The 19,570-nt window shown below is 66.4% G+C and carries 19 protein-coding genes; 8 read left to right on the top strand and 11 right to left on the bottom strand.

The features are described from left to right. Positions 1–19 precede the first annotated feature (19 nt). The 3 genes from ACF8ML_RS06380 to ACF8ML_RS06370 form a co-directional block, all read right to left on the bottom strand. Positions 20–1,333: a hypothetical protein gene (locus ACF8ML_RS06380; protein WP_392406108.1), complete on the bottom strand. Its 1,314-nt coding sequence runs from the start codon at positions 1,331–1,333 to the stop codon at positions 20–22. A 523-nt stretch (positions 1,334–1,856) separates the two neighbouring features. Continuing rightward, positions 1,857–2,348, bottom strand: a complete 492-nt coding sequence (locus ACF8ML_RS06375; protein WP_392406110.1) for a response regulator transcription factor — start codon at positions 2,346–2,348, stop codon at positions 1,857–1,859. Between the two features lie 691 nt (positions 2,349–3,039). After that, positions 3,040–3,582 (bottom strand): MarR family winged helix-turn-helix transcriptional regulator, encoded by a 543-nt coding sequence (locus tag ACF8ML_RS06370; RefSeq protein ID WP_392406112.1) that lies wholly within the window; start codon positions 3,580–3,582, stop codon positions 3,040–3,042. Positions 3,583–3,699: 117 nt separating this feature from the next. On the opposite strand from ACF8ML_RS06370, the gene ACF8ML_RS06365 reads away from it, so the two are divergent. After that, the gene (locus ACF8ML_RS06365; protein ID WP_392406162.1) at positions 3,700–4,551 is read left to right on the top strand and encodes an EamA family transporter; all 852 of its coding nucleotides are present in this window, start codon (positions 3,700–3,702) and stop codon (positions 4,549–4,551) included. Between the two features lie 45 nt (positions 4,552–4,596). Continuing rightward, positions 4,597–5,232: a nitroreductase family protein gene (locus ACF8ML_RS06360; RefSeq protein WP_160854945.1), complete on the top strand. Its 636-nt coding sequence runs from the start codon at positions 4,597–4,599 to the stop codon at positions 5,230–5,232. Between the two features lie 28 nt (positions 5,233–5,260). Here the strand turns inward: ACF8ML_RS06360 and ACF8ML_RS06355 are convergent, their stop codons facing one another. After that, entirely contained in the window at positions 5,261–5,620 is a 360-nt protein-coding gene (locus tag ACF8ML_RS06355; RefSeq protein WP_016448140.1) for a hypothetical protein, read from the bottom strand. Between the two features lie 279 nt (positions 5,621–5,899). Between ACF8ML_RS06355 and nikR the strand changes: the two genes are divergently transcribed. The 3 genes from nikR (at position 5,900) to ACF8ML_RS06340 (ending at position 9,245) form a co-directional block, all read left to right on the top strand. Then, positions 5,900–6,358, top strand: coding sequence for a nickel-responsive transcriptional regulator NikR (gene nikR / locus ACF8ML_RS06350; RefSeq protein ID WP_043781638.1), 459 nt, complete (start codon positions 5,900–5,902; stop codon positions 6,356–6,358). Between the two features lie 89 nt (positions 6,359–6,447). After that, on the top strand, positions 6,448–8,511 hold the full coding sequence (locus ACF8ML_RS06345; RefSeq protein ID WP_392406115.1) for a TonB-dependent receptor: 2,064 nt from the start codon (positions 6,448–6,450) through the stop codon (positions 8,509–8,511). 11 nt (positions 8,512–8,522) lie between these two features. Then, complete coding sequence (locus ACF8ML_RS06340; RefSeq protein WP_392406116.1) at positions 8,523–9,245, top strand: DUF4198 domain-containing protein; 723 nt, start codon at positions 8,523–8,525, stop codon at positions 9,243–9,245. A gap of 58 nt (positions 9,246–9,303) precedes the next feature. On the opposite strand, the gene ACF8ML_RS06335 is transcribed toward ACF8ML_RS06340, so the two are convergent. Both ACF8ML_RS06335 and ACF8ML_RS06330 read right to left on the bottom strand, forming a co-directional pair. Continuing rightward, positions 9,304–10,326, bottom strand: coding sequence for a tripartite tricarboxylate transporter substrate binding protein (locus ACF8ML_RS06335; RefSeq protein WP_392406118.1), 1,023 nt, complete (start codon positions 10,324–10,326; stop codon positions 9,304–9,306). Further along, positions 10,323–11,645, bottom strand: coding sequence for an arylsulfatase (locus ACF8ML_RS06330; RefSeq protein ID WP_063327938.1), 1,323 nt, complete (start codon positions 11,643–11,645; stop codon positions 10,323–10,325). The genes ACF8ML_RS06335 and ACF8ML_RS06330 overlap by 4 nt, the downstream gene beginning before the upstream one ends. Before the next feature lie 150 nt (positions 11,646–11,795). On the opposite strand from ACF8ML_RS06330, the gene ACF8ML_RS06325 reads away from it, so the two are divergent. Further along, entirely contained in the window at positions 11,796–12,692 is an 897-nt protein-coding gene (locus tag ACF8ML_RS06325) for a LysR family transcriptional regulator (RefSeq protein ID WP_013802902.1), read from the top strand. A 57-nt stretch (positions 12,693–12,749) separates the two neighbouring features. Here the strand turns inward: ACF8ML_RS06325 and ACF8ML_RS06320 are convergent, their stop codons facing one another. Further along, positions 12,750–14,048, bottom strand: a complete 1,299-nt coding sequence (locus ACF8ML_RS06320) for a D-amino acid dehydrogenase (protein WP_013802901.1) — start codon at positions 14,046–14,048, stop codon at positions 12,750–12,752. 114 nt (positions 14,049–14,162) lie between these two features. On the opposite strand from ACF8ML_RS06320, the gene ACF8ML_RS06315 reads away from it, so the two are divergent. Both ACF8ML_RS06315 and ACF8ML_RS06310 read left to right on the top strand, forming a co-directional pair. Continuing rightward, entirely contained in the window at positions 14,163–14,648 is a 486-nt protein-coding gene (locus tag ACF8ML_RS06315; protein ID WP_012204957.1) for a winged helix-turn-helix transcriptional regulator, read from the top strand. A 332-nt stretch (positions 14,649–14,980) separates the two neighbouring features. Next, positions 14,981–16,210 (top strand): IPTL-CTERM sorting domain-containing protein, encoded by a 1,230-nt coding sequence (locus ACF8ML_RS06310; RefSeq protein WP_392406122.1) that lies wholly within the window; start codon positions 14,981–14,983, stop codon positions 16,208–16,210. A 25-nt stretch (positions 16,211–16,235) separates the two neighbouring features. Here ACF8ML_RS06310 and ACF8ML_RS06305 read toward each other — a convergent pair whose 3' ends face one another. From ACF8ML_RS06305 to ACF8ML_RS06290, 4 genes are read right to left on the bottom strand one after another with little or no spacing between them, the layout of a single operon-like run. Further along, positions 16,236–16,826, bottom strand: a complete 591-nt coding sequence (locus ACF8ML_RS06305; protein ID WP_016448132.1) for an HD family hydrolase — start codon at positions 16,824–16,826, stop codon at positions 16,236–16,238. Between the two features lie 46 nt (positions 16,827–16,872). Next, positions 16,873–17,733, bottom strand: coding sequence for a phosphodiesterase (locus ACF8ML_RS06300; RefSeq protein WP_392406124.1), 861 nt, complete (start codon positions 17,731–17,733; stop codon positions 16,873–16,875). Further along, positions 17,720–18,781, bottom strand: a complete 1,062-nt coding sequence (locus ACF8ML_RS06295; RefSeq protein WP_016448130.1) for an ABC transporter ATP-binding protein — start codon at positions 18,779–18,781, stop codon at positions 17,720–17,722. Before ACF8ML_RS06295 ends, ACF8ML_RS06300 begins: the two co-directional genes overlap by 14 nt. Then, positions 18,771–19,568, bottom strand: a complete 798-nt coding sequence (locus ACF8ML_RS06290; protein WP_392406125.1) for an ABC transporter permease — start codon at positions 19,566–19,568, stop codon at positions 18,771–18,773. Before ACF8ML_RS06290 ends, ACF8ML_RS06295 begins: the two co-directional genes overlap by 11 nt. Positions 19,569–19,570 lie beyond the last annotated feature (2 nt).

Genomic DNA, 19,570 nt, shown 5'->3' with positions numbered 1-19,570 from the left:
CCACCCGCTGGTCTTCAGGTCAATGGATGCCCGGGAAGTCGACGATCACGCCGATGATTTGCGGGTTCACCGAGGTGCTGCTTCCCTTGAAGGTATTGGCCTGTGCGGTGCTCTTGGTGTACTCGGACTGGTGACCGCCCGTGCCACCGAAGGTGAAGGGCCCGATGCGCACACCCGCGCTGGCCTCGAAGGCCTGCTTGTTCTGCTGATAGGTGTTGGCGCTCATCGTGATCTCGAACGAAGGCTTGTAGACGACCAGCAGCTCGGACACCCGTGCCGCGACGATGCCGTTCGGGCCGAACAGGGAGCTCGATCCCGGGCCGCCGTTGGCCACCCACGGGGCGACGATGGTGTAGCCCTGGCCGCCCGGCCCCTGCTGGGCCTTGGCCAATTCGCTCATGAAGCCGCCTGGGTACCAGTCGCCCGGATTCACCTTCACGCGCGTGGAGGACTCGCAACTGATCTTCACTGCCGAGCTCGAGTCCTGGTTGAACAGGTCGGACTTGCTCCAGCCGCCCGATGCGTTGACGCTCCAGAAGAAGTTGCCAACGCTGGTCGAGCCCTTGGCAAACGAGGACTTGAAGTCGCTGCTCGATTGCGAAGATTTCATCGCGATCGAGAACGCGCCGGCGCTGCCATTGCTGAGCGCTGCGCGCCAGTCCGCGCCCGTCGTGTCGATGTGGAAGTCCGGCTGCCAGCGCAGGATGCCCGAGCCATCCGGCACCTTGGTCCAGCCTGCCGGTGCGTTGTTTGAGGCAGGGTCGCCCGACGGCGTCTGCATCATGTCGATGGCGCGCTGCAGATCGCTGGGCATGCTGGCCCGCTCCAGCTCCATCTTCATCTTCACCGCCTGGTTGTAGGCGTTGGTGGCCGCCTGGATGGCGGCAACGTAGGCAGCAGCCTCCGGCGCGTTGTTGAGCCAGGTGTTGATGTCAGGGTAGCGGGCTGCGAATATCAAGCCGCCGTTCTGCTTTGAACTCAGGTAGAACTGGCTCATGTCGCTGTTGGCCTTGGCCATCGCATTGCTTTTCTGGACGCACAGGTTGGCCAGCTCCGCCTGATTGGCCTGCTGCTCGGGGCTGACCTTGAATGTCACGTGACCAAAGATCTGGCGGACGGCGTCGAAGAGCGTCGCATCGAGGCTGCCGTACTGGCCGATCGCGGACCACTGCGGCATGCCGCTGACGATCTGATAGGCGGCCGGGTCCCATTGCCCGGTCGGAGCCGTGCCCCAGCTGAAGTCCTTGGGGGTGCCAAGCAACTGGAAATTCGGGGTACCGAGATTATCGACAAGGGCGTTGTACAACTGGCTGAACATGGCTTGATCTGACATGGCGTGCAATTCCTGAAATTGAATGGATAGGGAGCGACATGAGGTTTGAAGTCATGAACGCTTTTCTTTGCCAATGAGAATGATTGCCCGGTATTTGGCCTAAGGCATGGGGTGCTTGGGAGAAATCGCAGGGGGTGACCGCGAAGAATGATTCATGGCGGGATACTCCTTTGAGTTGCGTGCAAGGATCCGACACGTGGGTGCCGGGAAGATGCCTCGACGGATGCGGACCGTAGAGACGAAGAAACAAAAAGGCGAAGAGACTAAAAGGCGAAGAGATATGAGCCTCTGCAGTTGTTCAAGGCTCGCGCGGATATTTCATGTCAACCGCGCAAACCTCAAATGCAATGGTGCCTGCTGAAGCCGCCATAAGGAGATTGCTCACCCTCCGGTTGATCCAAAGTCGCGAAAGTCAATGTCCGAGATTCGTTGTGCTCATCATGCCCAATTGCACCAGGAGGGTGGAATACTTCCAATGTCGTATTCGGTGGGTACGGACAGGCGATGCACGCTGGCCTGGATATCAGGTGTCGCCGCCATTGCGAGTTGCCGTTGGCGCGAATGTCTGCAACTGGGCCGTGCTTGTCAGGCCCAGTTTGCGCAGAATGTTTTCGCGATGCTTGCGCACGGTCAAGTCGCTGAGGTAAAGCGAACGTGCGATCTCCTTGCTGGTGTGTCCCGCCAGCACGTGCGCCAACACCTCCTGCTCGCGAGGAGACAGAGGGAGCGGTGAGCGGTCAGCGCTCAGCCAGCCTTGCCGCCTGGCATGCGTGACGAGTTCTACGGCATTGCGCAGGCCCAGCCGTGTACACATATTGCTGCGGTGCTTGCGTACCGTGTGTTCGCTGATGCCCAGCGTGTGCGCAATGTCCCTGCAGCCGAGGCCTTTGGCCATCGCTTCGAGTACATCGATTTCGCGCGCGGTGAGCGCAGACGCGATGACTTCATCTGCTGTTGGATGCTCAGCATCGAGATGGCATTCGCTATTTGCCAAAGCTATTTCCGATATGTCCATGGTATGTCTCCAATTTTTTATGTGCCGATGCCATAGGGCCATTCCACGCCGAAGCCTCGGCGAGACTGCTTTGCACAGTGCCGTTTGAAAGATTGAATAACTCGCTAAAGGGCCTGTTTGCCGCCTGAATAAACTGGCGTCATGCCATTCGTGTAGAAATTGTGCGGTAAAGGATCAGCCGAAAAAAGCCTGAACATTGAACGATTGAAAATCGCGCGCATTCAGCCTGCGGCAGCCTTTTGTATCCAAGGCGGGAGATTAATAAACCATTATCAAGATGGTATGGTGCGTTGAGGGAGTATCAAAGTCGTTTGAGAATCTGTTATCGCCATTTCACCGTTGGAATGGACATCTTAGTGGAAATCTCTGGCGAAATCATTACATCTGGCTACAAAAGTTCGACACCAAGGTTTTTGCAGCAGATTGTGGGAAAGCCAATGGTCTTCTGTGGGTCGCGCTTGCGTGATCAGGATTTTCTGGCATTGCCCGCCCGAGTCCAGGATGCGGGCTGTTGCGCAGGTCTTGAGACATGCGGGTAAGCAATTCCTGCCATGGCGTATCGAGAAGCGGCTGGGTGCCTGCGACGTGCTTCAAGGGAAGCACTTCTTTTGCCAAAAGCGTTCCCGGGTCATGACGAAGGGCGTGAGCATCACGACCGTCGCCAGTTCCAACGACCTGGACATACGCCAGTTCAGGGGGCAGGGCGGGTGCCCTCGTCAGGCCCGCCCTCCAGCACGCGCAGCAGCAGGGACAGCCGCTGGTCCAGCGCGGCCAGTTCGGCGGCGGGCATGGGCGCCAGCATGGCGCGCTCGTTGTCCAGGTGCGCTTCCACCGCGCGGTCTATCAGCTCCAGCCCCTGGTCGGTGAGCTGCACCAGCATGCTGCGCGCGTCCTGCGGGTTGGGCAGGCGCTGTACCAGGCCGCGCGTCTCCAGGCTTTTCATGCGGTGGGTCATGGTGCCCGAGGTGACCATGAGCGTGGAGAACAAGGCCGTGGGCGTGAGGCAGAAGGGCGCGCCCGAGCGGCGCAGCGTGGCCAGCACGTCGAACTCCCACATGGTCATGCCGAAGCGTGCAAAGCATTCCTCCAGCCGCTGCTCCAGCAGGGCGGCGCAGCGCTTGATGCGGCCTATGGGCCCCATGGGGCTGGGGTCCAGGTCCGGGCGTTCGCGGCGCCATTGGGCCAGGATGGTGTCGACATGGTCGGGCAGGCGTTGGGAGGGGGGGTGGGTCATTTGTCTTGATTTTAAGATAAATCGTGCATAATGGGTTTGTCTTGAATTGAAGATAAATCCATGTCCTCCTCCTCATCGTCCTGTGCCTCCACGGCTCCTGCTGCAGCCAGCGCTGCCATGTCATGGCGCGACATCTTGCTGACCGCGCTGGCGCCCGCCATCTGGGGCTCCACCTACATCGTCACTTCCGAACTGCTGCCGCCAGACCGTCCGTTCACGGCCGCGCTGATCCGCGTGCTGCCGGCCGGGTTGCTGCTGGTGCTGTTCACGCGGCGGCTGCCAGCGGGTTCGGGCTGGTGGCGGCTGGCGGTGCTGGGTGCGCTGAACATCGGCGTGTTCCAGGCGCTGTTGTTTGTGGCGGCCTACCGTCTGCCGGGCGGGCTGGCGGCCGTGCTGGGCGCCGTGCAGCCGCTGCTGGTGATGGCCCTGGCCTGGGGGGTGGATGGGCGCTCCCCCGCGCGGCTGACGCTGTGGGTCGCCGTGGCGGGCATTGCGGGCATGGCAGTGCTGCTGCTGTCGCCGCAGACGGTGTTCGAGCCCGTGGGCATGGCGGCGGCGCTGGCCGGCGCGGTGTGCATGGCGGCCGGCACCTGGCTGACGCGGCGCTGGCGCGTGGACTTGCCGGTGCTGGCGCTGACGGGCTGGCAACTGCTGTTTGGCGGGCTGATGCTGCTGCCGCTGGCCTGGTGGGTGGATGCGCCGCTGCCCGCGCTGTCTCTCACCCAGCTGGGCGCCTATGCCTACCTGTGTCTTGCCGGCGCGCTGCTGGCCTATGTGCTGTGGTTTCGCGGCATCGGGCGCCTGCCTTCGGTGGCCGTGTCGTCATTGGGCTTGTTGAGCCCGCTCACGGCCGTGGTCCTGGGCTGGGCGCTGCTGTCGCAGTCCATGACGGGCATGTCCTTCCTGGGCCTGCTGGTGGTGCTGGCCAGCGTGCTGGTGGTGCAGTGGTCTGCTTCGCGCGGCGCCTGAGTTTCTGGCATCGGGGTTCCTCTTTTTTCCTACCGAGCGTTTCACATGACTTCTTCCGAACTTTCCTCCATGCCCATCGGGCAGGCCATCGCTTCACGCATTTCCGCAGACCGTTTCGAGCCGGGCCGCCCGCTGGCCGATGAGACGCTGGCCGCGCTGGTGGCCCAGGCCTCGCTGTCCCCGTCGGCCTACAACCTGCAGAACTGGCGCTTCATTGCCGTGCGCACACCCGAGGCCAAGGCGCGGCTGAAGGCCGCCGCCTATGGGCAGCAGAAGGTGGAGGACGCCTCTGCCGTCTTCATCGTCTGCGGCACGCTGGCCGCCCATGCGCGGCTGGCGGAGTTCTTGCAGCCCAGCGTGGACAGCGGCGTGATGAGCCAGCGCACGGCCGATGGCTGGGTGGCGCAGGCCCATGCCGCGCATGCGGACAACCTGCAGTTGCAGCGCGACGAGGCCGTGCGCTCGGCCTCGCTGGCGGCCATGACGCTGATGCTGTCCGCCCAGGGCCTGGGGCTGGCCAGCTGCCCCATGGTGGGATTCGATGCGGAACTGCTGGCAGCGGGCTTTGGCCTGCAGGCCCACGAACTGCCCGTGATGCTGGTGGCCGTGGGCCACGCGGCAGGCACGCCACGCCCGCAGAAGGCGCGCAGGCCGCTGGCCGACATCCTGGCCTACGCCTGAGCGTGGGATGGGTTGGCCGGGCGCGGGCTCAGCTAGCAGGCTGCAGCTGCATGCCCAGGCGCGAGAACAGGATCTGCCGGCCGTCGCCCTGCAGGCGCTGTATCACCATGCCACCATCGCGGTGCAGGTAGATGCGCAGGGCGCTGCCGTTGCCGGGATCGTGGTCCAGGTAGCAGGGGTCCTTGTCCAGGTCCTTCCAGCCATGGGGCTCGACCAGCCGGCGGCCGGCGATGCGGCGCAGCTCGGACTCGGGCGCCGCGAAATAGGTGTGGGTCTGCAGCCACAGCGTGCGCAGCTGTTCGAAGGCCTGGTCGCGAGAAGAACAGGCGGGCGCAGCCTCCAGCAGGGACAGCAGCATGTCCAGAAGCTGATCGAATGAATACTGCATGCCGCGCCCCTTTCAGCGATCGACGGTGCGCACCGCGCATCCTCGATCAGCGTAACCGGATATGGCGCGAATGTGAACAAAGCATGACCGTGGTGGTTTGTCGCTATTGCCAGTCCGTACCGACAGTGATTGGCGCGGCTGTTGCATGTGGGGCATGTGAGGCATGTGGGGCAAGGGCCTGGATGGCCGGACAATGGCCGGCAGATCCGGCGTGATGCCTTTTTTGCGCCTGCCCCGCTGTTGCCGCCATCTTCCTGTTTCCCTTCACTTGTGCTGCCCATGGAACGCTTCACCATCTCCATCGACGACGACCTGGCCCGTGATTTCGACGGCTGGATCGCCGCGCGCGGCTACGACAACCGCTCCGAAGCCATACGCGACGTGCTGCGTGCCCACCTGGCCCAGGTGCGCGAGCGCGAGGACGCCGACGGCCTGTGCGTGGCCAACCTGTCCTATGTCTACAACCACCACGAGCGCGATCTGTCCGAGCGCCTGGCCAGCCTGCAGCACGACCACCATGAGCTGCACATGGCCACCACGCACGTGCACCTGGACCACGAGCAATGCATTGAAACCGTCATGCTGCGCGGCCCGGCCAGCGCCGTGCGGCGCTTTGCCGACACCATCACGGCCGAGCGCGGCGTGCACCACGGCCAGCTCAACGTGGTGATGGCGCGCAGGGCAGAGCCTGGCGGGCACGATCACGCGCACCACCATCCGCATTCGCACGACGATTGAGCCAGCCCGGGGCCGGGCGCATTGCGCAGCCCCTGTCATGCAGGTCGGTATGAAGTTTGCTTTTTTCTTCATACAACTCCTGGAAACGCATGACACATCCCCTGAATTCCCCTTCCCGGCGCCTTGCCGTGCACCAGATTGCAGCAGCTGGCCTGCTGGGCCTGGGTTGCATTCCCCATGTCGGTGCACAGCAGGCGGGCAACGCCACGGCCAGCCTGCAGGCTGTCGAGGTCAAGGGCCAGACCGCGCGCGGCGCCTCGGCCGCCTACACCACCAGCGTGATCGATGCCGAGGACATCGCCAACGCCCATGTCAGCCATCCGCAGGAGCTGCTGCGCCAGGTGCCGGGCATGAATGTGCAGAACTACCAGCTGTCCGGCGTGGGCGATGCCATCGTCATGCGCGGCTTCGGCGGGGGCGGGCACGGCGGCGACGTGGGCGTGGTGCTGGACGGCATTCCACTGAACGAGGCCATGTCGCATGCCGACGGCTATGTGGACCTGGGCGTCATCGTGCCGCTGGAGATGGAGCGCATCAGCATCTACAAGGGGCCGGTGTCGGCGCTGTACGGCAACTTCAACCGCGCAGGGCTGATGGCGATAGAGACGCGCAAGCAGGGCGACTACACCCCCTACCGCGAGGCCGACGTGAGCATGGCCTCGCACGGCACGCTGGACGCTCAGGCGGCGCTGGGGCTGAAGCCGGGCGATGGCGAGTTCCTGAACCTGGCGGCCCAGCACTACCGCACGGACGGTTTCCGCGCGCAGTCGCAAATGCAGCGCAGCACGGCATCCCTGCGCTGGAGCAAGCGGCTCTCGTCGCAGCTGGAAGTGGCGCTGTCGGCACGGCTGCACCACGGCGAGGGCGACTCGCCTTCGTACCTGACGGCGGGGCAGTTCGCACGCGATCCGCATGGCATCGATCCGCGCGCCATGAACGATGGCACGCGCAAGAACTTCGCCACGCTGCGCGCCGATGTGCAGTACGCGCTCTCGCCACGGCTGACCTGGCTGGGCTATGCCTACACCACGCAGCAAAGCTTCACGCGTTGGTTCAGCCGGCCCATCGACGCACTGCAGTGGCGCCAGCGCGAGGAAAGCTATGACCGCGCCGTCTACGGCGCAGGCACCAGCCTCAATGGCCGCCATGCCACGGCGCTGACCCCGATCAACTGGGTGGCGGGTCTGGAGGCCGTGCGTGAGTCCACCGACTACCAGTTCTACGATGGCCTGCAGTGGCGCGAGCGCACGGGCGCTGCCCTGGATGACCGCAATTCCAGGCTCAACACCCTCTCGGCCTTTGCCGAGGTGGATGCGCCCGTTCACCGACTGCTGCAGCTGTCCGCCGGCCTGCGCTGGGATCGCTTCACGGGCGGCTGCCGTCCCAACGGCCCTGAGGCGGGCAGCGACCCCTGCGGCCCGCTGGCGCGCACCTCGCATGCCAGCCCCAAGCTGGGCCTGCGCTCGCAGGTGGCGCCGGGTGTGCTGCTGCGCGCCAGCTGGTCCGAAGGATTTGCGCTGGCCAGCGATTTCGCCAAGTACGCGCTGGGCGCCGCGCAGCTCGATCCCAACATCTTCCGCCAGACTGAAGTGGGCGCGCAGATCAAGCCCATGCCGGGCCTGGCGCTGGATGTGGCCGCCTATAGGCTGCAGTCCTCGGGCGAGATCCGCAACGTGGCGCCTGGCGTCTATGAGAACTTCGGCGCAACGCGCCGCACGGGCGTGGAGGCCAGCGCGCTGTGGGCCGTGCGCAAGAACCTGGACCTGCAAGTGGCCTGGGGCAGCGCCCATTCGCGCGTGACCGAGAACGGCAACCCGGCCCTGGTCGGCAACCAGGTGGCCGGCGTGCCCCGGCAGACCGCCACCGTGGGCCTGGCCTGGCGCCCGCTGGCGCAGTGGGAAGGCTCGCTCACCTGGCGCCGCGTAGGCCGCTATGCCGTCACCGCCGACAACAGCGTCTTCTATGGCGGCTACGCCACCTGGGACCTGGGCCTGAGCTGGCGCCTGCCTTCGGCGCGCAGCCGCATCTACGCCGTGGTCTCCAACCTGGGGGACAAGGCCTATGCCACGTCGGCCTCGGTCATCCGCGGCGTGTCGCTGTTCGCGCCCGGCGCGCCGCGCACGCTCAAGGTCGGCGTGCAGACGCAGTTTTGAGGAAACCCCAAATGAGAAACACGTACATGACAGCCCGCCATCCCTTCGCCGCCGCAGCGTTCGCTGCGCTGCTGGCCTGCGCACCGCTGGCCCAGGCCCACAACATCTGGCTGGAGCCCGACGCCGACGGCGCCTACACCGTGCAGTTCGGCGGCCATGAGGGCCAGCTGGAGAACTTTGCGGCCGGCAAGCTCAAGAGCGTTGAGGCCTATGACACGCGCGGCCGCCGCATCGACGTGGCCGTGCAGCCCGTGCCCGGCGGCGCCCGCGCCACGCCGGCCCGCAAGGCCGCGCTGCTGGCCGCGCATTTCGACAACGGCTTTTTCAGCCGCGTGGGCGAGGGGCCGATGGTCGAAAAGCCCATGACCGAGAACCCCGGTGCCACCAGCGGCGTGCATGCGCTCAAGTTCCACAAGACCATCCTCGAATGGGGCCCGGTCACCCGCGAAAAGCTGGGCCAGACCCTGGAGATCATCGCCAAGACCCGCCGCTCGCCCCACGCGGGCGAGCCCCAGCAATTCCAGGTGCTGCTGGGCGGCCAGCCCCGGGCCGGCGTGCGCGTGTCGCTGGGAGAAAGCGGCCCCCCACTGGCAACCGATGCCGACGGCCTGGTGACCGTCACACCGCGTGCCGGCATGAACCAGCTGCTGGCCATCGTGCGCCTGCCCGTGGCAGGCGATGCGCGCACCACCAGCCTCAGCTACGAGTACCTGCTGGGGTTCTCGGCGCATTGAAAGGGGCTGGCGGCCCGGCCCGGCGTGGCCCGGCCTGGCGTGGCCCGGCGCTGTGGGGTCAGTCCAGCGCCAGGCGCCGGTCTTCAGCCAGCTTCTTCCACTTGGCGTTGTCCTGGGACATGAAGCGCTGGATCTCGGGCAGCGACATGGGCGTGGCCACGGCCCCGGCGGCCTGCAGCGTGGGGCGCAGCTCGGGCGACTGTATGGCCTGGTTGATCCATTGGTTGAGCTGGGCCAGCCGCTCGGGGGGCGTGCCGGAGGGCACGGCCACGGCATACCACTGGGTGGCCTCGTAGCCGGGCACGCCGGCCTCGCGCATGGTCGGTACATCAGGCAGGCTGTCTATGCGCGTGGCGCTGGTCACGGCATAGGCCTTCAGCCGGCCCGACTGGATGTGCGGCAGCACGGGCGTCACGCCCAGCATGGCCAGGGGGATCTGCCCGCCCACCACATCGGTCACGGCCTGCCCGCCGCCCTTGTACGGCACATGCACCATGCTGGTGGCCGCCAGGGCGTTGAGCAGTTCGCCGGCCAGATGCTGGGAGGTGCCCGTGCCCGAACTGGCGTAGCTCCATTGGCCCGGTTTGGCTTTCATGGCGGCTACCAGTTCGCCCAGGCTGCCGGCTGCACCCGGGGCCGGGCCCACCAGCACCATGGCGCCCCGGGCCATCACGGCCACGGCGGTCAGCTCGCGGCCCACCTCGGGTTGGCGTGGGCCGGACAGCTGCGGACCGGGAACGGAGACCAGGGTCAGGCCATCGGCAGGCGCCTTGGCCGCCGCCTGCAGGCTGATCGCGCCCGAGGCGCCCGGCCGGTTCTCCACCACCACGCTGACACCGGCCCTGGCCTCCAGTTGCTGGGCCACATGGCGGGTCAGCACGTCCAGGCTGCCGCCGGGCGCAAAGCCCACGATCCAGGTGATGGGCTTGCCCTGCGGGGCGTGCGCCGGGGAATCGGCCGCGCGGGCCGTGGGCAGTGCAAGGGCCAGCAGGGCTGCGGCGGCCAGGGGGCGCAGTGCATGGCGGCGGGTGGTCGGCAGGCGGCCGCTGGCCTGCGGGGCGGGTAGGGGTGCGCAGGTCATTGGTCGGGGGCGCCGGGCGCGGTGTTGGGGTGTGCCTTGCAGCTTTCGTTGAAGCGCTGGACCATGGTCAGCATGGGGTTGAGCACCCAGGTGTTGAAGATCAGCACGTCATGCTCCTCCTTGGGATCGCGCACGATGTTGAACAGGTAGGGTGACTCCAGCTTGCCCTTGCTCTCGTTGACCTCAGGCTCCCAGTAGAAATGCAGCTTCCAGTCGCGCCACTTCGCGGCCCGCAGCTGGTCCTTGATGTAGAAGAGAAAGCCCTCGCGCGCAGACCGGGGCTCGCCCAGCAGGAAGGCCGTCTGGTCCAGGCCGTCGATGGGCCGGTCCTGCGGCACGGCGGCGCCCGCCACCGCCGCCAGGGTGGAGAAGATGTCGGTCACGTGCATGATTTCGTTGCTGGTGCGCCCGGCCTGGATGCGGCCCGGCCAGCGTGCGATGAAGGGCACGCGCAGGCTGCCCTCCATGGCCGTGTGGTAGGTGCCTCGCCAGGGGCCGGCCGTGCCGCGGTAGGGCTGGCGGAACTCGGGGCCGTTGTCGCTGCAGAAGATGAACAGGGTGTCCTCGCGCAGGCCGAGCCGGTCGATCTCGTCCGAGATCTGGCCCACGCGATGGTCCATCTCCACCATGGAGTCGGCAAAGTCGCCCTGGCCGGTGCGGCCCGCGAAATCCGCATGCGGCAGCGTGGGAAAGTGCAGGTGCACCAGGGGCAGGTACAGGAAGAAGCGGCGGTCCCGGGCGTGGTTGCGGCGCATGAAGTCCAGCGAGCGCTCCACCAGCTCGGCATCGATGTTGCGCCGCGATTCCAGGTCATAGACCTTGACATCGTCCGAGGGCGCGCCCGCGCGGCCTTCCATGATGTGGGGCAGGGGCGCCACCAGGGGGTCGTAGCCCGTGGTCGCGGTGAACTGGCTTTCGTCCGTGGTGCGCGGAATGCCGTACCACTCATCGAAACCCCGGTCCGAGGGATAACGGCCCGGAATGTCCCCCAGATGCCATTTGCCGAAATGCGCCGTGGCATATCCCTGGGCCGACAGCAGCTGGGCCAGCGTGGTCTCGCCGCGCGTCAGGCCCTGTGGCAGCCCGGCCGGCACCGATTGCAGGGCACCCGTGCGGATGGGGTGGCGCCCCGTCATCAGGGCCGAGCGCGTGGGCACGCAGTCGCTTTCCACATTGAAGTTCTGCAGCAGCAGTCCCTCGCAGGCCAGCTGGTCGATGCGCGGAGTGGGCGCGCCGCGCAGCGCACCGCCGCCGTAGCAGCCCAGCTCGCCCCAGCCCAGGTTGTCCGCGACGATGAGCACGATGTTTGGTGGGTTCATGATGTGGCTCAAAAAGTTTCCATGCCAAAACTCTAGCCACAAGCCCTGTCTTGGTGATAACCAAACCAGCGAAAATCGATGCACATCTGGAATGGCTTTGCTCGGCAAGGTAGCAAGCTTTCTCGTTTTTCTTCGTTGACAAGGAATGGCATGACGGGATTTGCCTATAACGAGCTGGCCTGCTTTCTGGCCGTGGCTGAGCATGGCCATTTCGGGCGTGCGGCCGCTGCCCTGCAACTGACCCAGCCGGCCGTCTCCAAGATCGTGCGCCGCGTGGAGCAGGGGGTGGGAGCGGCCCTGTTCACGCGCGGAACGCATGGCGTGGCGCTGACCAGCAGCGGCCAGCTGTTCATGGAGCCTGCGCGTCAACTGGTGCTGCGGCATGAGGAGACGATGCGCGCCGCCAGCGACATCCAGGCCCAGCATGTGGGCCTGATCCGCCTGGGCTTCACGCAGGCCACCTCGGAAAGCCGCGCCACCCGGGCCGTGGCCGAGTTGCTGCGCCGCCGCCCCGGCCTGCGCGTGCGGCTGACCGTGGGTAAGTCCGACGACTTGGAGCGCGCGCTGCTCGACGGCAGCCTGGACTTGGCCGTGGTGCCGTCCTACCCGGGCCATGCCACGCGCTGCGCCCAGGTGGTCATTGGCGAGGACGAGCTATGGGCCGCCGCACGGCCGCGCCACCCGCTGTTCCAGCTGGCGCTGGAGCAGGGCCTGAGGTTCGGGCATTTGCAGGGCTACTCCTGGGCCTTGCCGGCACCGGGCGCCGCCGTGCGCAAGGTGGTGGACGAGGCCTTCGCGGCCCAGGGCCTGGGCGCGCCCACCGTGGCCCTGGAGATCCAGCACAACACCGAGGCCACCATCGACATCGTGGGCCAGACCGATCTGCTGTGCTACGTGCCCAGCCATGTGCTGCGCAGCAATCCCGAGCGCCTGCAGTCCCTGCCCATCCCCGAGCTGCGCACGCGCCGCAGCTGGCTTCTCATCAGCCACCCCAAGGCCCATTGGTCGCCGCTGATGTCCGCGCTGCGGGACCTGACGCTGGGGTAGCGGCCCGTAACGCAGGGCCGGTGCAGGCTGGCCTCAGATGTTCAAGGTGTCTTGCGCTCAGGCAGAGACGGGCGTGGAGCTGCCCCCCAGGTGCCGGGCCGGCCGGTGCGTGTAGCGGTCCAGGGCCAGGCCGTCGGTGCTGATTTCGGGGCTGCGGCCGGTGATCAGGTCGGCGATCAGCCGGCCCGAGCCGCAGGCCATGGTCCAGCCCAGCGTGCCGTGGCCGGTGTTCAGGAACAGGTTGGAGTAGCGCGTGGCGCCGATGATGGGCGTGCCGTCCGGCGTCATGGGCCGCAGCCCGGTCCAGAAGCTGGCGCGCGCCACGTCGCCGCCCGGGAACAGGTCGTTGACCACCAGTTCCAGCGTGGCGCGGCGGCGCGGGTCCAGGCGCAGGTCGAAGCCGCCCAGTTCGGCCATGCCGCCCACGCGGATGCGGTCGTCAAAACGGGTGACGGCAATCTTGTAGGTCTCGTCCAGCACCGTGGACTGCGGCGCCAGCGCCGGGTTGCCCAGCGGCACGGTGAGCGAATAGCCCTTGACGGGGTAGACGGGCAGGTCCAGCCCCAGCGGCTCCAGCGCCTGGCGCGAGTAGCTGCCGAAGGCCATCACGTAGCGGTCGGCGGTCAGCAGTTCGCCATTGACGCGCACGCCGGCAATGCGGCCGCCTTCGACCACCAGGCCATCCACGTTCTGGTTGAAGCGCAACTCCACGCCCAGGCCGGTGGCGATGCGGGCCAATTCATTGGTGAAGCGGTGGCAGTCGCCTGTCTCGTCCTTGGGCAGGCGCAGGCCGCCGGTCAGCCGGTCGCGCGCCTGGGCCAGGGCGGGTTCCACCTGGGCCAGCTGGTCGCGGTCCAGCAGCTCGAAGGGCACGGCGCATTCGCGCAGCACGGCCACGTCGCGCTCCACGGCGTCCAGCTGGGCCTGGGTGCGGAACAGTTGCAAGGTGCCGCCGGTGCGCTGCTCGTAGGCGATGCCGGTGTCGGCGCGCAACTGCTGCAGGCAGCTGCGGCTGTACTCGGCCACGCGCATCATGCGTTCCTTGTTGACGGCGTAGCGCTGGGCAGAGCAGTTGCGCAGCATCTGCGCCATCCAGCGCAGCTGGAACAGGCTACCGTCCAGGCGCACGGCCAGCGGCGCGTGTTCCTGCAGCATCCACTTCAGGGCCTTGAGCGGAATGCCGGGCGCCGCCCAGGGCGTGGAGTAGCCGGGCGAGACCTGGCCCGCGTTGGCAAAGCTGGTTTCGGACGCGGGCGCATCCTGCCGGTCCAGCACCGTGACCTCGGCACCGGCCCGCGCCAGGTAGTACGCACTGGTCACGCCGATGACACCGCCACCAAGAACAAGGACTTTCATACGATTCACCGCCAGGTCAACAAGATGAAATCAAAGTCTATTGACGATGAGGCAGTGGAAATCACTGAAATATTGCTACTCTCCAGTGATTGATAAGCCCCGGGAATCGCCGCCATGGCCGCCAAAAGTGAAAACCGCGTGCTTGACCGCACCGATCGCAAGATCCTCGACATCCTGCAGCGGGACGGCCGCATCTCCATGACCGAATTGGCCGAGCAGGTCAGCCTCTCGGCCACGCCCTGCTCGGAGCGCGTGCGCCGCCTGGAGCGCGATGGCGTGATCACGGGCTACCACGCCCACCTCTCGCCCGAGGCGCTGGGCAAGACGCTGCTGGTGTTCGTGGAGATCAAGCTCTCGTCCAAGTCGGGCGAGGTCTTCGACAAGGTGCGCCAGGAACTGCTGCACGTGCCCGACGTGCTGGAGTGCTTCCTGGTATCGGGCAGCTTCGACTACCTGGTCAAGGCCCGCCTGGGCGGCATGCGCGAGTACCGCCGCCTGCTGGGCGACATCCTCAAGAAACTGCCCGTGCCGGCCGAGTCGCACAGCTATGTGGTGATGGAGGAGGTCAAGGAGACGCTGGCGCTGCCTGTGGATCGGTGAGGGAGCCGCCCTCGGCGTTCCAGGGTCGGATCTACCGCCATTCCTTATTGTTATTTACTGTTTGAAACGTTTGTCACAATAGATTTGATTCAAATGGGGTATTGTGCGATCCCATCCAAATGGATATCGGACGGCAGATCGGTTGTTATGGAGTTCCGCATTCATCGGCGCTCTCCGTTGAAAAGTAGGCAGGACGGCAACTTGGAGTTCCATTCCAATGGCGGTATTGCAAATATTTGTCATTGAAGGGTGAATTTTTGGGATTGGTGATTTTTAAAGTTCAATACCAGTGATACCTTGATAGTTCAAATCTATCTATCGCTGGGAGTTCTATGAAAAATCACGCCCTCATGGCTGCCTTGATGGCCGGTGCAGCAATCTCGGCCTGCCCACCCGCCAGCGCGCAAGTGACGCGTTACTTCGGGGAGATGAGAACCTCCTACTCGGATTTCCAGGATCGCACGGCTTGTCCCCTGGCGCCTCACGGCTCATGCCAGGATTTTCCGAGGACCGCCCGCCTGGCCGGCTGGTTTGAAACGGCCGCACCCTTGCAGCCCGACCTGGACGAGAGCGAAATAAGGGCGCTGGTCACTTCCTATAGTTTCTCGGACGGATTGACCACCTACAGCAGTGCCGACCCGGATGTGCGCGCATTCATTTTCAGGGTTTCCACGGACAGTGGGGCCAATATCGTGAGAAACAGAATCCACCTTCAACGCTGGCTGACGGGAAGCAATCCGCACCGCTCCATCAATGGCGTTGGCCCGGGTGGATCTCCCAATGATGTGGATATGCTGAGCCGGTTTGAAATGGCCACGGAACAGGTGGCGGCCGTGAATAACGCGATGTGCGCTTCCCTGTTCTCGGAAACATCCCAGCAGGTCAGCCATTCGGGTGAGAGCGACACCTGTCTGGGGACCTATGAGATGCCCGACAACGGCGTGTCCGTTGCGTGGACCGGGGCGCCCGTGCAAAACCAGAACGTCATGTCCTGGCACAGGGAGGCCGTGCATCCTGCCCTGTCGTTGACCCACAGCATCTCGCCCGCAGGCCAGGTGCAGGCGGGGCAGGCGGTGCGCTACACCATCACCGTCAGGAATACGGGGACCGTGGCCGCCACCCAGGCGCAGATTGCCGACAGCCTGCCTGCCGGCCTGGAGCGCGCCACCTGGACCTGTACGCCCGGCGCCAGCACGCCATGTCCCGTGGCGTCAGGCTCCGGATCGCTGGCGGTCACGGTGCCCGTGTTCGCGGCAGGAGACTCGCTGGTGTTCACCGTGATGGCCAGCGTGTCCAACCCGGCGCCCGCAACCATTACCAATGTGGCCACCGTGGATGCCGGGGACCCGTCGGTGCAGTGCATGCAGGCAGGGCAGGTCGTGGGAACGGTGCCGTGCATGGCTTCCGCGTCCATCAATACGGTGGCGGCTTTCCCCGGCGGTGGCCAGGTGACCCCCGTGCCGACGCTGCAGCACACAGCCCTTGTGGTCCTGAGCCTGCTGGCCGCAGCCATCGGATGGATGGGGCTGGGGCGGCGCCAGCGGGTCGGCGCGGGCCGCTGACGCGGCCACAGGGGCGCTAGCGCAGCTAGGTCGCGCTGGCGTCCTGCGCGGCGGCGCCCATTTTCTGGCGCGTGTCCTCGTCGAGCAGGCTGCGCACCTGGGCGAACAGAGGATCGGCGCCCGTGTACTTCCTGCCGTAGCCCAGGTTGAAGCCGTAGTCGAAATCCTGCGGATTGATCCCCTGGTTGTGCTGCAGGATGGTCTCCAGCTTGTCCAGGGCCTTGACGGCGCGGGCCTCGGGCGTAGCGGCGTCTTCGTACTCCTGCCACAGGGCCATGATGGCGTCGCGGTGCCCGGGCTGCAGCGAGCGGGTCAGGTGCAGCAGATCGGCCTTTTCCTGCGCGCTCTTGTCGGGGTGCTGGTTCTTTTCCACAGCGGGGATGTCGCCGTGGATGGCCTCGCCCAGGTCGTGGATCACGCACAGCTTGAGCAGCTTGAGCATGTCCAGCTGTGCGAACTGGTCCTCGAAGGCGATGGCCATCAGGCACAGGCGCCAGCTGTGCTCGGCCGTGCTTTCGGTGCGGCCGGTGGAGGTGTGGGCGCTGCGCAGCACGCTCTTGAGCTTTTCCGCCTCGCGCAGGAAGTCCAGGCGGCCCTTGATGTTGTTGATATCCATGGCGGATATTCTCGTCGGCTTTCACCAGGGCCGCGCGCGTCCGGGCTCAGTCGATCAGCCGCCCCTGCGCATCCCAGAACGGGTGCGGGCCGTCAAACTGGCCGCTGGCTACGGCATGGCTGACCAGCCGGCCGCCGGGCGGCAGGGCGTGCAGCATGAAGCCGGGCGGCTCCAGCGTCCAGGCCGATGCGGCGTCGGGCGCCAGGTCCAGGCAGACCTGGTGGGCGGGCGCAGGCGAGGTCATGGCCACCGTGCCGCCAAAGGCGACCTGGATGCTGCGGTGCAGGTGGCCGCAGATGACGCGCTGCACGTTGGGGTGGCGGCGCACCAGGTCTTCCAGCGCCTGTGCACCCTGCAGCAGGCCGATCTTGTCCATGTGGCCTATCAGGGTCTCGAAGGGCGGGTGGTGCATGGCGATGACCACGGGGCGGCCTTCGCTGGCGGCCAGTTGCAGCTCCAGCCATTGCAGGCGCTTCTCGCACAGGGTGCCCTCGCTGTGGCCGGGCACCACGGTGTCCAGCGCGATCAACCGCAGATCGCCGATGTCCACGGCGTACTGGATGAAGCCTTCGCTGCGCAGCCAGGGATGCTCGGGAAAGGCGGTGCGCAGCGCGTCGCGGTCATCGTGGTTGCCGGGCAGCAGGTAGATGGGAAGCGTGCCCAGCGGCGCCAGCAGGCTGCGCAGGTGGGCGTATTCGGCGGGCCGGCCGAAGTCGGTCAGGTCGCCGGTGATCACCAAGGCGTGCGGCTGCTGGGGCAGGGCTAGCACGCTTTGCACCGTGCGCTCCAGGTATTGGGCGGTATCGATGCGGCGGTAGGTCAGGCGGCCGGGTTCGCGGATGTGCAGGTCGGTGAGCTGGGCCAGGAAGGTGGTCATGGAGGGGCGCAGGGTTTCAGGCGTGGGCATGGTTGGGCATCCATTGGTGGGGGGCGATGCGCAAGGCCACGCGGTCGCCCGATTGCGCGGCGTGGTCGCGGGCCACGTCGGCCATCAGCGGCGTGTGGCCCGCCAGCTCCAGCGTGAGCTGCAGGCGGTCGCCCAGGAAGACGCGGCGCGCCACCGACGCGGGCACGGCGCCCGGCGTGCCGGCGGCGCAGACCTCGATGTCTTCAGGGCGCAGCAGCAGCCGGGCCGCGCCCGTGCATTCGGCCGGGCAGGCCAGCTCCATGCCGGCAAGCGCCAGCCGGTTGCTGCGCGCATCGTCTTCGCTGCGTTCGACCTGGTTCACGCGCCCCAGGAAGGTGGCGACAAAGGGATGGGCCGGGCGGCGGTACAGGCTCTCACCGTCGCCCACCTGCAGGATGCGGCCTGCCTGCATGACGGCCATGCGGTCGGCAATGGCCATGGCCTCCTGCTGGTCGTGCGTGACGTGGACGGCGGTGATGCGCAGCTGGCGCAGCAGCTGGGCCAGCTCGTCACGCAGGGTTTCCTTGAGTTTGGCGTCCAGCGCGGTCAGCGGCTCGTCCAGCAGCAGCACGCGCGGGCGCGATGCCACGGCGCGGGCCAGGGCCACGCGCTGGCGCTGGCCGCCGGACAGTTCGGCCGGGCGCTTGTGCTCCAGGCCGTTCAGGCGCACCAGGTCCACCAGTTCGCCCACCACGCGGCGCTGCTCCTGCTCGGACACGCCGCGTATGCGCAGGCCGTAGGCTATGTTGGCCTGCACGCTCATCTGCGGGAACAGCGCGTAGTGCTGGAACACCATGCCCACCTGGCGCTTTTCTATGGGCACGCGGGTGACGTCGGTGTCGCCGAAGGCGATGCGGCTGCCCGCATCCGGCGTCTCCAGCCCCGCGATGATGCGCAGCAGCGTGGTCTTGCCGCAGCCCGAGGGTCCCAGCAGGGCCAGCACTTCGCCGGGCTCCACGCGCAGGTCGGTGGCCTGCAGGCCGCGGGTGCCGTCGGCATAGGTCTTGGCGCACTGCCGGATGTCGATGGCGACGCTGTTACTTTCCATAATGCTTCTCGATGAAATGCCCCAGCGCCTGCAGCAGCCACATCACGGGCAGGATGACGATGAGGAAGATGAGGGTGTAGGCCGAGCCCACCTCGATGCGCATGGACGCATAGCTGTCGGCCAGGCCCACGGGCAGGGTGCGCGTCAGCGGCGTGTGCAGCATCCAGGTCAGGTTGAACTCGCCCATGGACAGGGTGAACACCATCAGGCAGGCGGCCACGATGGCGGGCAGCACGGCAGGCACCAGCACGCCCAGGAAGCGCTGCGCGAACGAGGCGCCCAGGCTGCGCGCTGCCTCCTCCAGCGCCACCAGCTCCTGGCGGCGCAGTGCCGAGCCCACCATGCGCACCATGAAGGGCAGGGTGAACACCACATGGCCCACCAGGATGAAGGCAAAGCTCTGGCGGAAGGCGGCCACGCTGCCATAGGCCAGCAGCAGGGCCAGGGCGCTGGCCAGGCCCGGAATGGCCAAGGGCAGGGTCAGCAGTTCCTCGAAATGCCGGGCCCAGGGCGAGCGGCTGCGCGCCAGCGCATAGGCGCAGGGCACGCCCAGCACCAAGGTCATGGCCACGCAGGCGCAGGCCAGCAGCAGCGACATCAGCACGGTATTGCCGTAGCCGGCCCAGACCTCGGCCAGCCAGCGCGTGGTCAATCCGCTGGACAGGCCCTGGCCGTAGTTCTGCACCAGCCCGGCCAGCACGGACAGCAGCATGGGCGCCAGCATGAACAGGGTGACGGTGGCGGTCACCAGCCACATCAGCGGTGGCATTTTTTGTGTGGTCCGCATGG

It is taken from the genome of Delftia sp. WSY_10, from assembly GCF_043104705.1.
GTDB classification, from domain to species: Bacteria; Pseudomonadota; Gammaproteobacteria; order Burkholderiales; family Burkholderiaceae_C; genus Comamonas; species Comamonas tsuruhatensis.
The sequence above is the reverse complement of the archived record's forward strand: the minus strand, read 5'-3'. Positions and strand labels throughout refer to the sequence as shown.

Excerpts from the sequence above, each read along its gene's own strand:
- ACF8ML_RS06305 (WP_016448132.1), bottom strand. The coding sequence starts at position 16,826 with ATGGATATCAACAACATCAAGGGCCGCCTGGACTTCCTGCGCGAGGCG.
- ACF8ML_RS06365 (WP_392406162.1), top strand. The coding sequence starts at position 3,700 with ATGTCATGGCGCGACATCTTGCTGACCGCGCTGGCGCCCGCCATCTGG.
- ACF8ML_RS06320 (WP_013802901.1), bottom strand. The coding sequence starts at position 14,048 with ATGAAAGTCCTTGTTCTTGGTGGCGGTGTCATCGGCGTGACCAGTGCG.
- ACF8ML_RS06335 (WP_392406118.1), bottom strand. The coding sequence starts at position 10,326 with ATGACCTGCGCACCCCTACCCGCCCCGCAGGCCAGCGGCCGCCTGCCG.
- ACF8ML_RS06310 (WP_392406122.1), top strand. The coding sequence starts at position 14,981 with ATGAAAAATCACGCCCTCATGGCTGCCTTGATGGCCGGTGCAGCAATC.
- ACF8ML_RS06375 (WP_392406110.1), bottom strand. The coding sequence starts at position 2,348 with ATGGACATATCGGAAATAGCTTTGGCAAATAGCGAATGCCATCTCGAT.
- ACF8ML_RS06290 (WP_392406125.1), bottom strand. The coding sequence starts at position 19,568 with ATGCGGACCACACAAAAAATGCCACCGCTGATGTGGCTGGTGACCGCC.
- ACF8ML_RS06300 (WP_392406124.1), bottom strand. The coding sequence starts at position 17,733 with ATGCCCACGCCTGAAACCCTGCGCCCCTCCATGACCACCTTCCTGGCC.
- ACF8ML_RS06360 (WP_160854945.1), top strand. The coding sequence starts at position 4,597 with ATGACTTCTTCCGAACTTTCCTCCATGCCCATCGGGCAGGCCATCGCT.
- ACF8ML_RS06370 (WP_392406112.1), bottom strand. The coding sequence starts at position 3,582 with ATGACCCACCCCCCCTCCCAACGCCTGCCCGACCATGTCGACACCATC.
- ACF8ML_RS06380 (WP_392406108.1), bottom strand. The coding sequence starts at position 1,333 with ATGTCAGATCAAGCCATGTTCAGCCAGTTGTACAACGCCCTTGTCGAT.
- ACF8ML_RS06325 (WP_013802902.1), top strand. The coding sequence starts at position 11,796 with ATGACGGGATTTGCCTATAACGAGCTGGCCTGCTTTCTGGCCGTGGCT.
- ACF8ML_RS06295 (WP_016448130.1), bottom strand. The coding sequence starts at position 18,781 with ATGGAAAGTAACAGCGTCGCCATCGACATCCGGCAGTGCGCCAAGACC.
- ACF8ML_RS06355 (WP_016448140.1), bottom strand. The coding sequence starts at position 5,620 with ATGCAGTATTCATTCGATCAGCTTCTGGACATGCTGCTGTCCCTGCTG.
- ACF8ML_RS06345 (WP_392406115.1), top strand. The coding sequence starts at position 6,448 with ATGACACATCCCCTGAATTCCCCTTCCCGGCGCCTTGCCGTGCACCAG.
- ACF8ML_RS06330 (WP_063327938.1), bottom strand. The coding sequence starts at position 11,645 with ATGAACCCACCAAACATCGTGCTCATCGTCGCGGACAACCTGGGCTGG.
- nikR (WP_043781638.1), top strand. The coding sequence starts at position 5,900 with ATGGAACGCTTCACCATCTCCATCGACGACGACCTGGCCCGTGATTTC.
- ACF8ML_RS06315 (WP_012204957.1), top strand. The coding sequence starts at position 14,163 with ATGGCCGCCAAAAGTGAAAACCGCGTGCTTGACCGCACCGATCGCAAG.
- ACF8ML_RS06340 (WP_392406116.1), top strand. The coding sequence starts at position 8,523 with ATGAGAAACACGTACATGACAGCCCGCCATCCCTTCGCCGCCGCAGCG.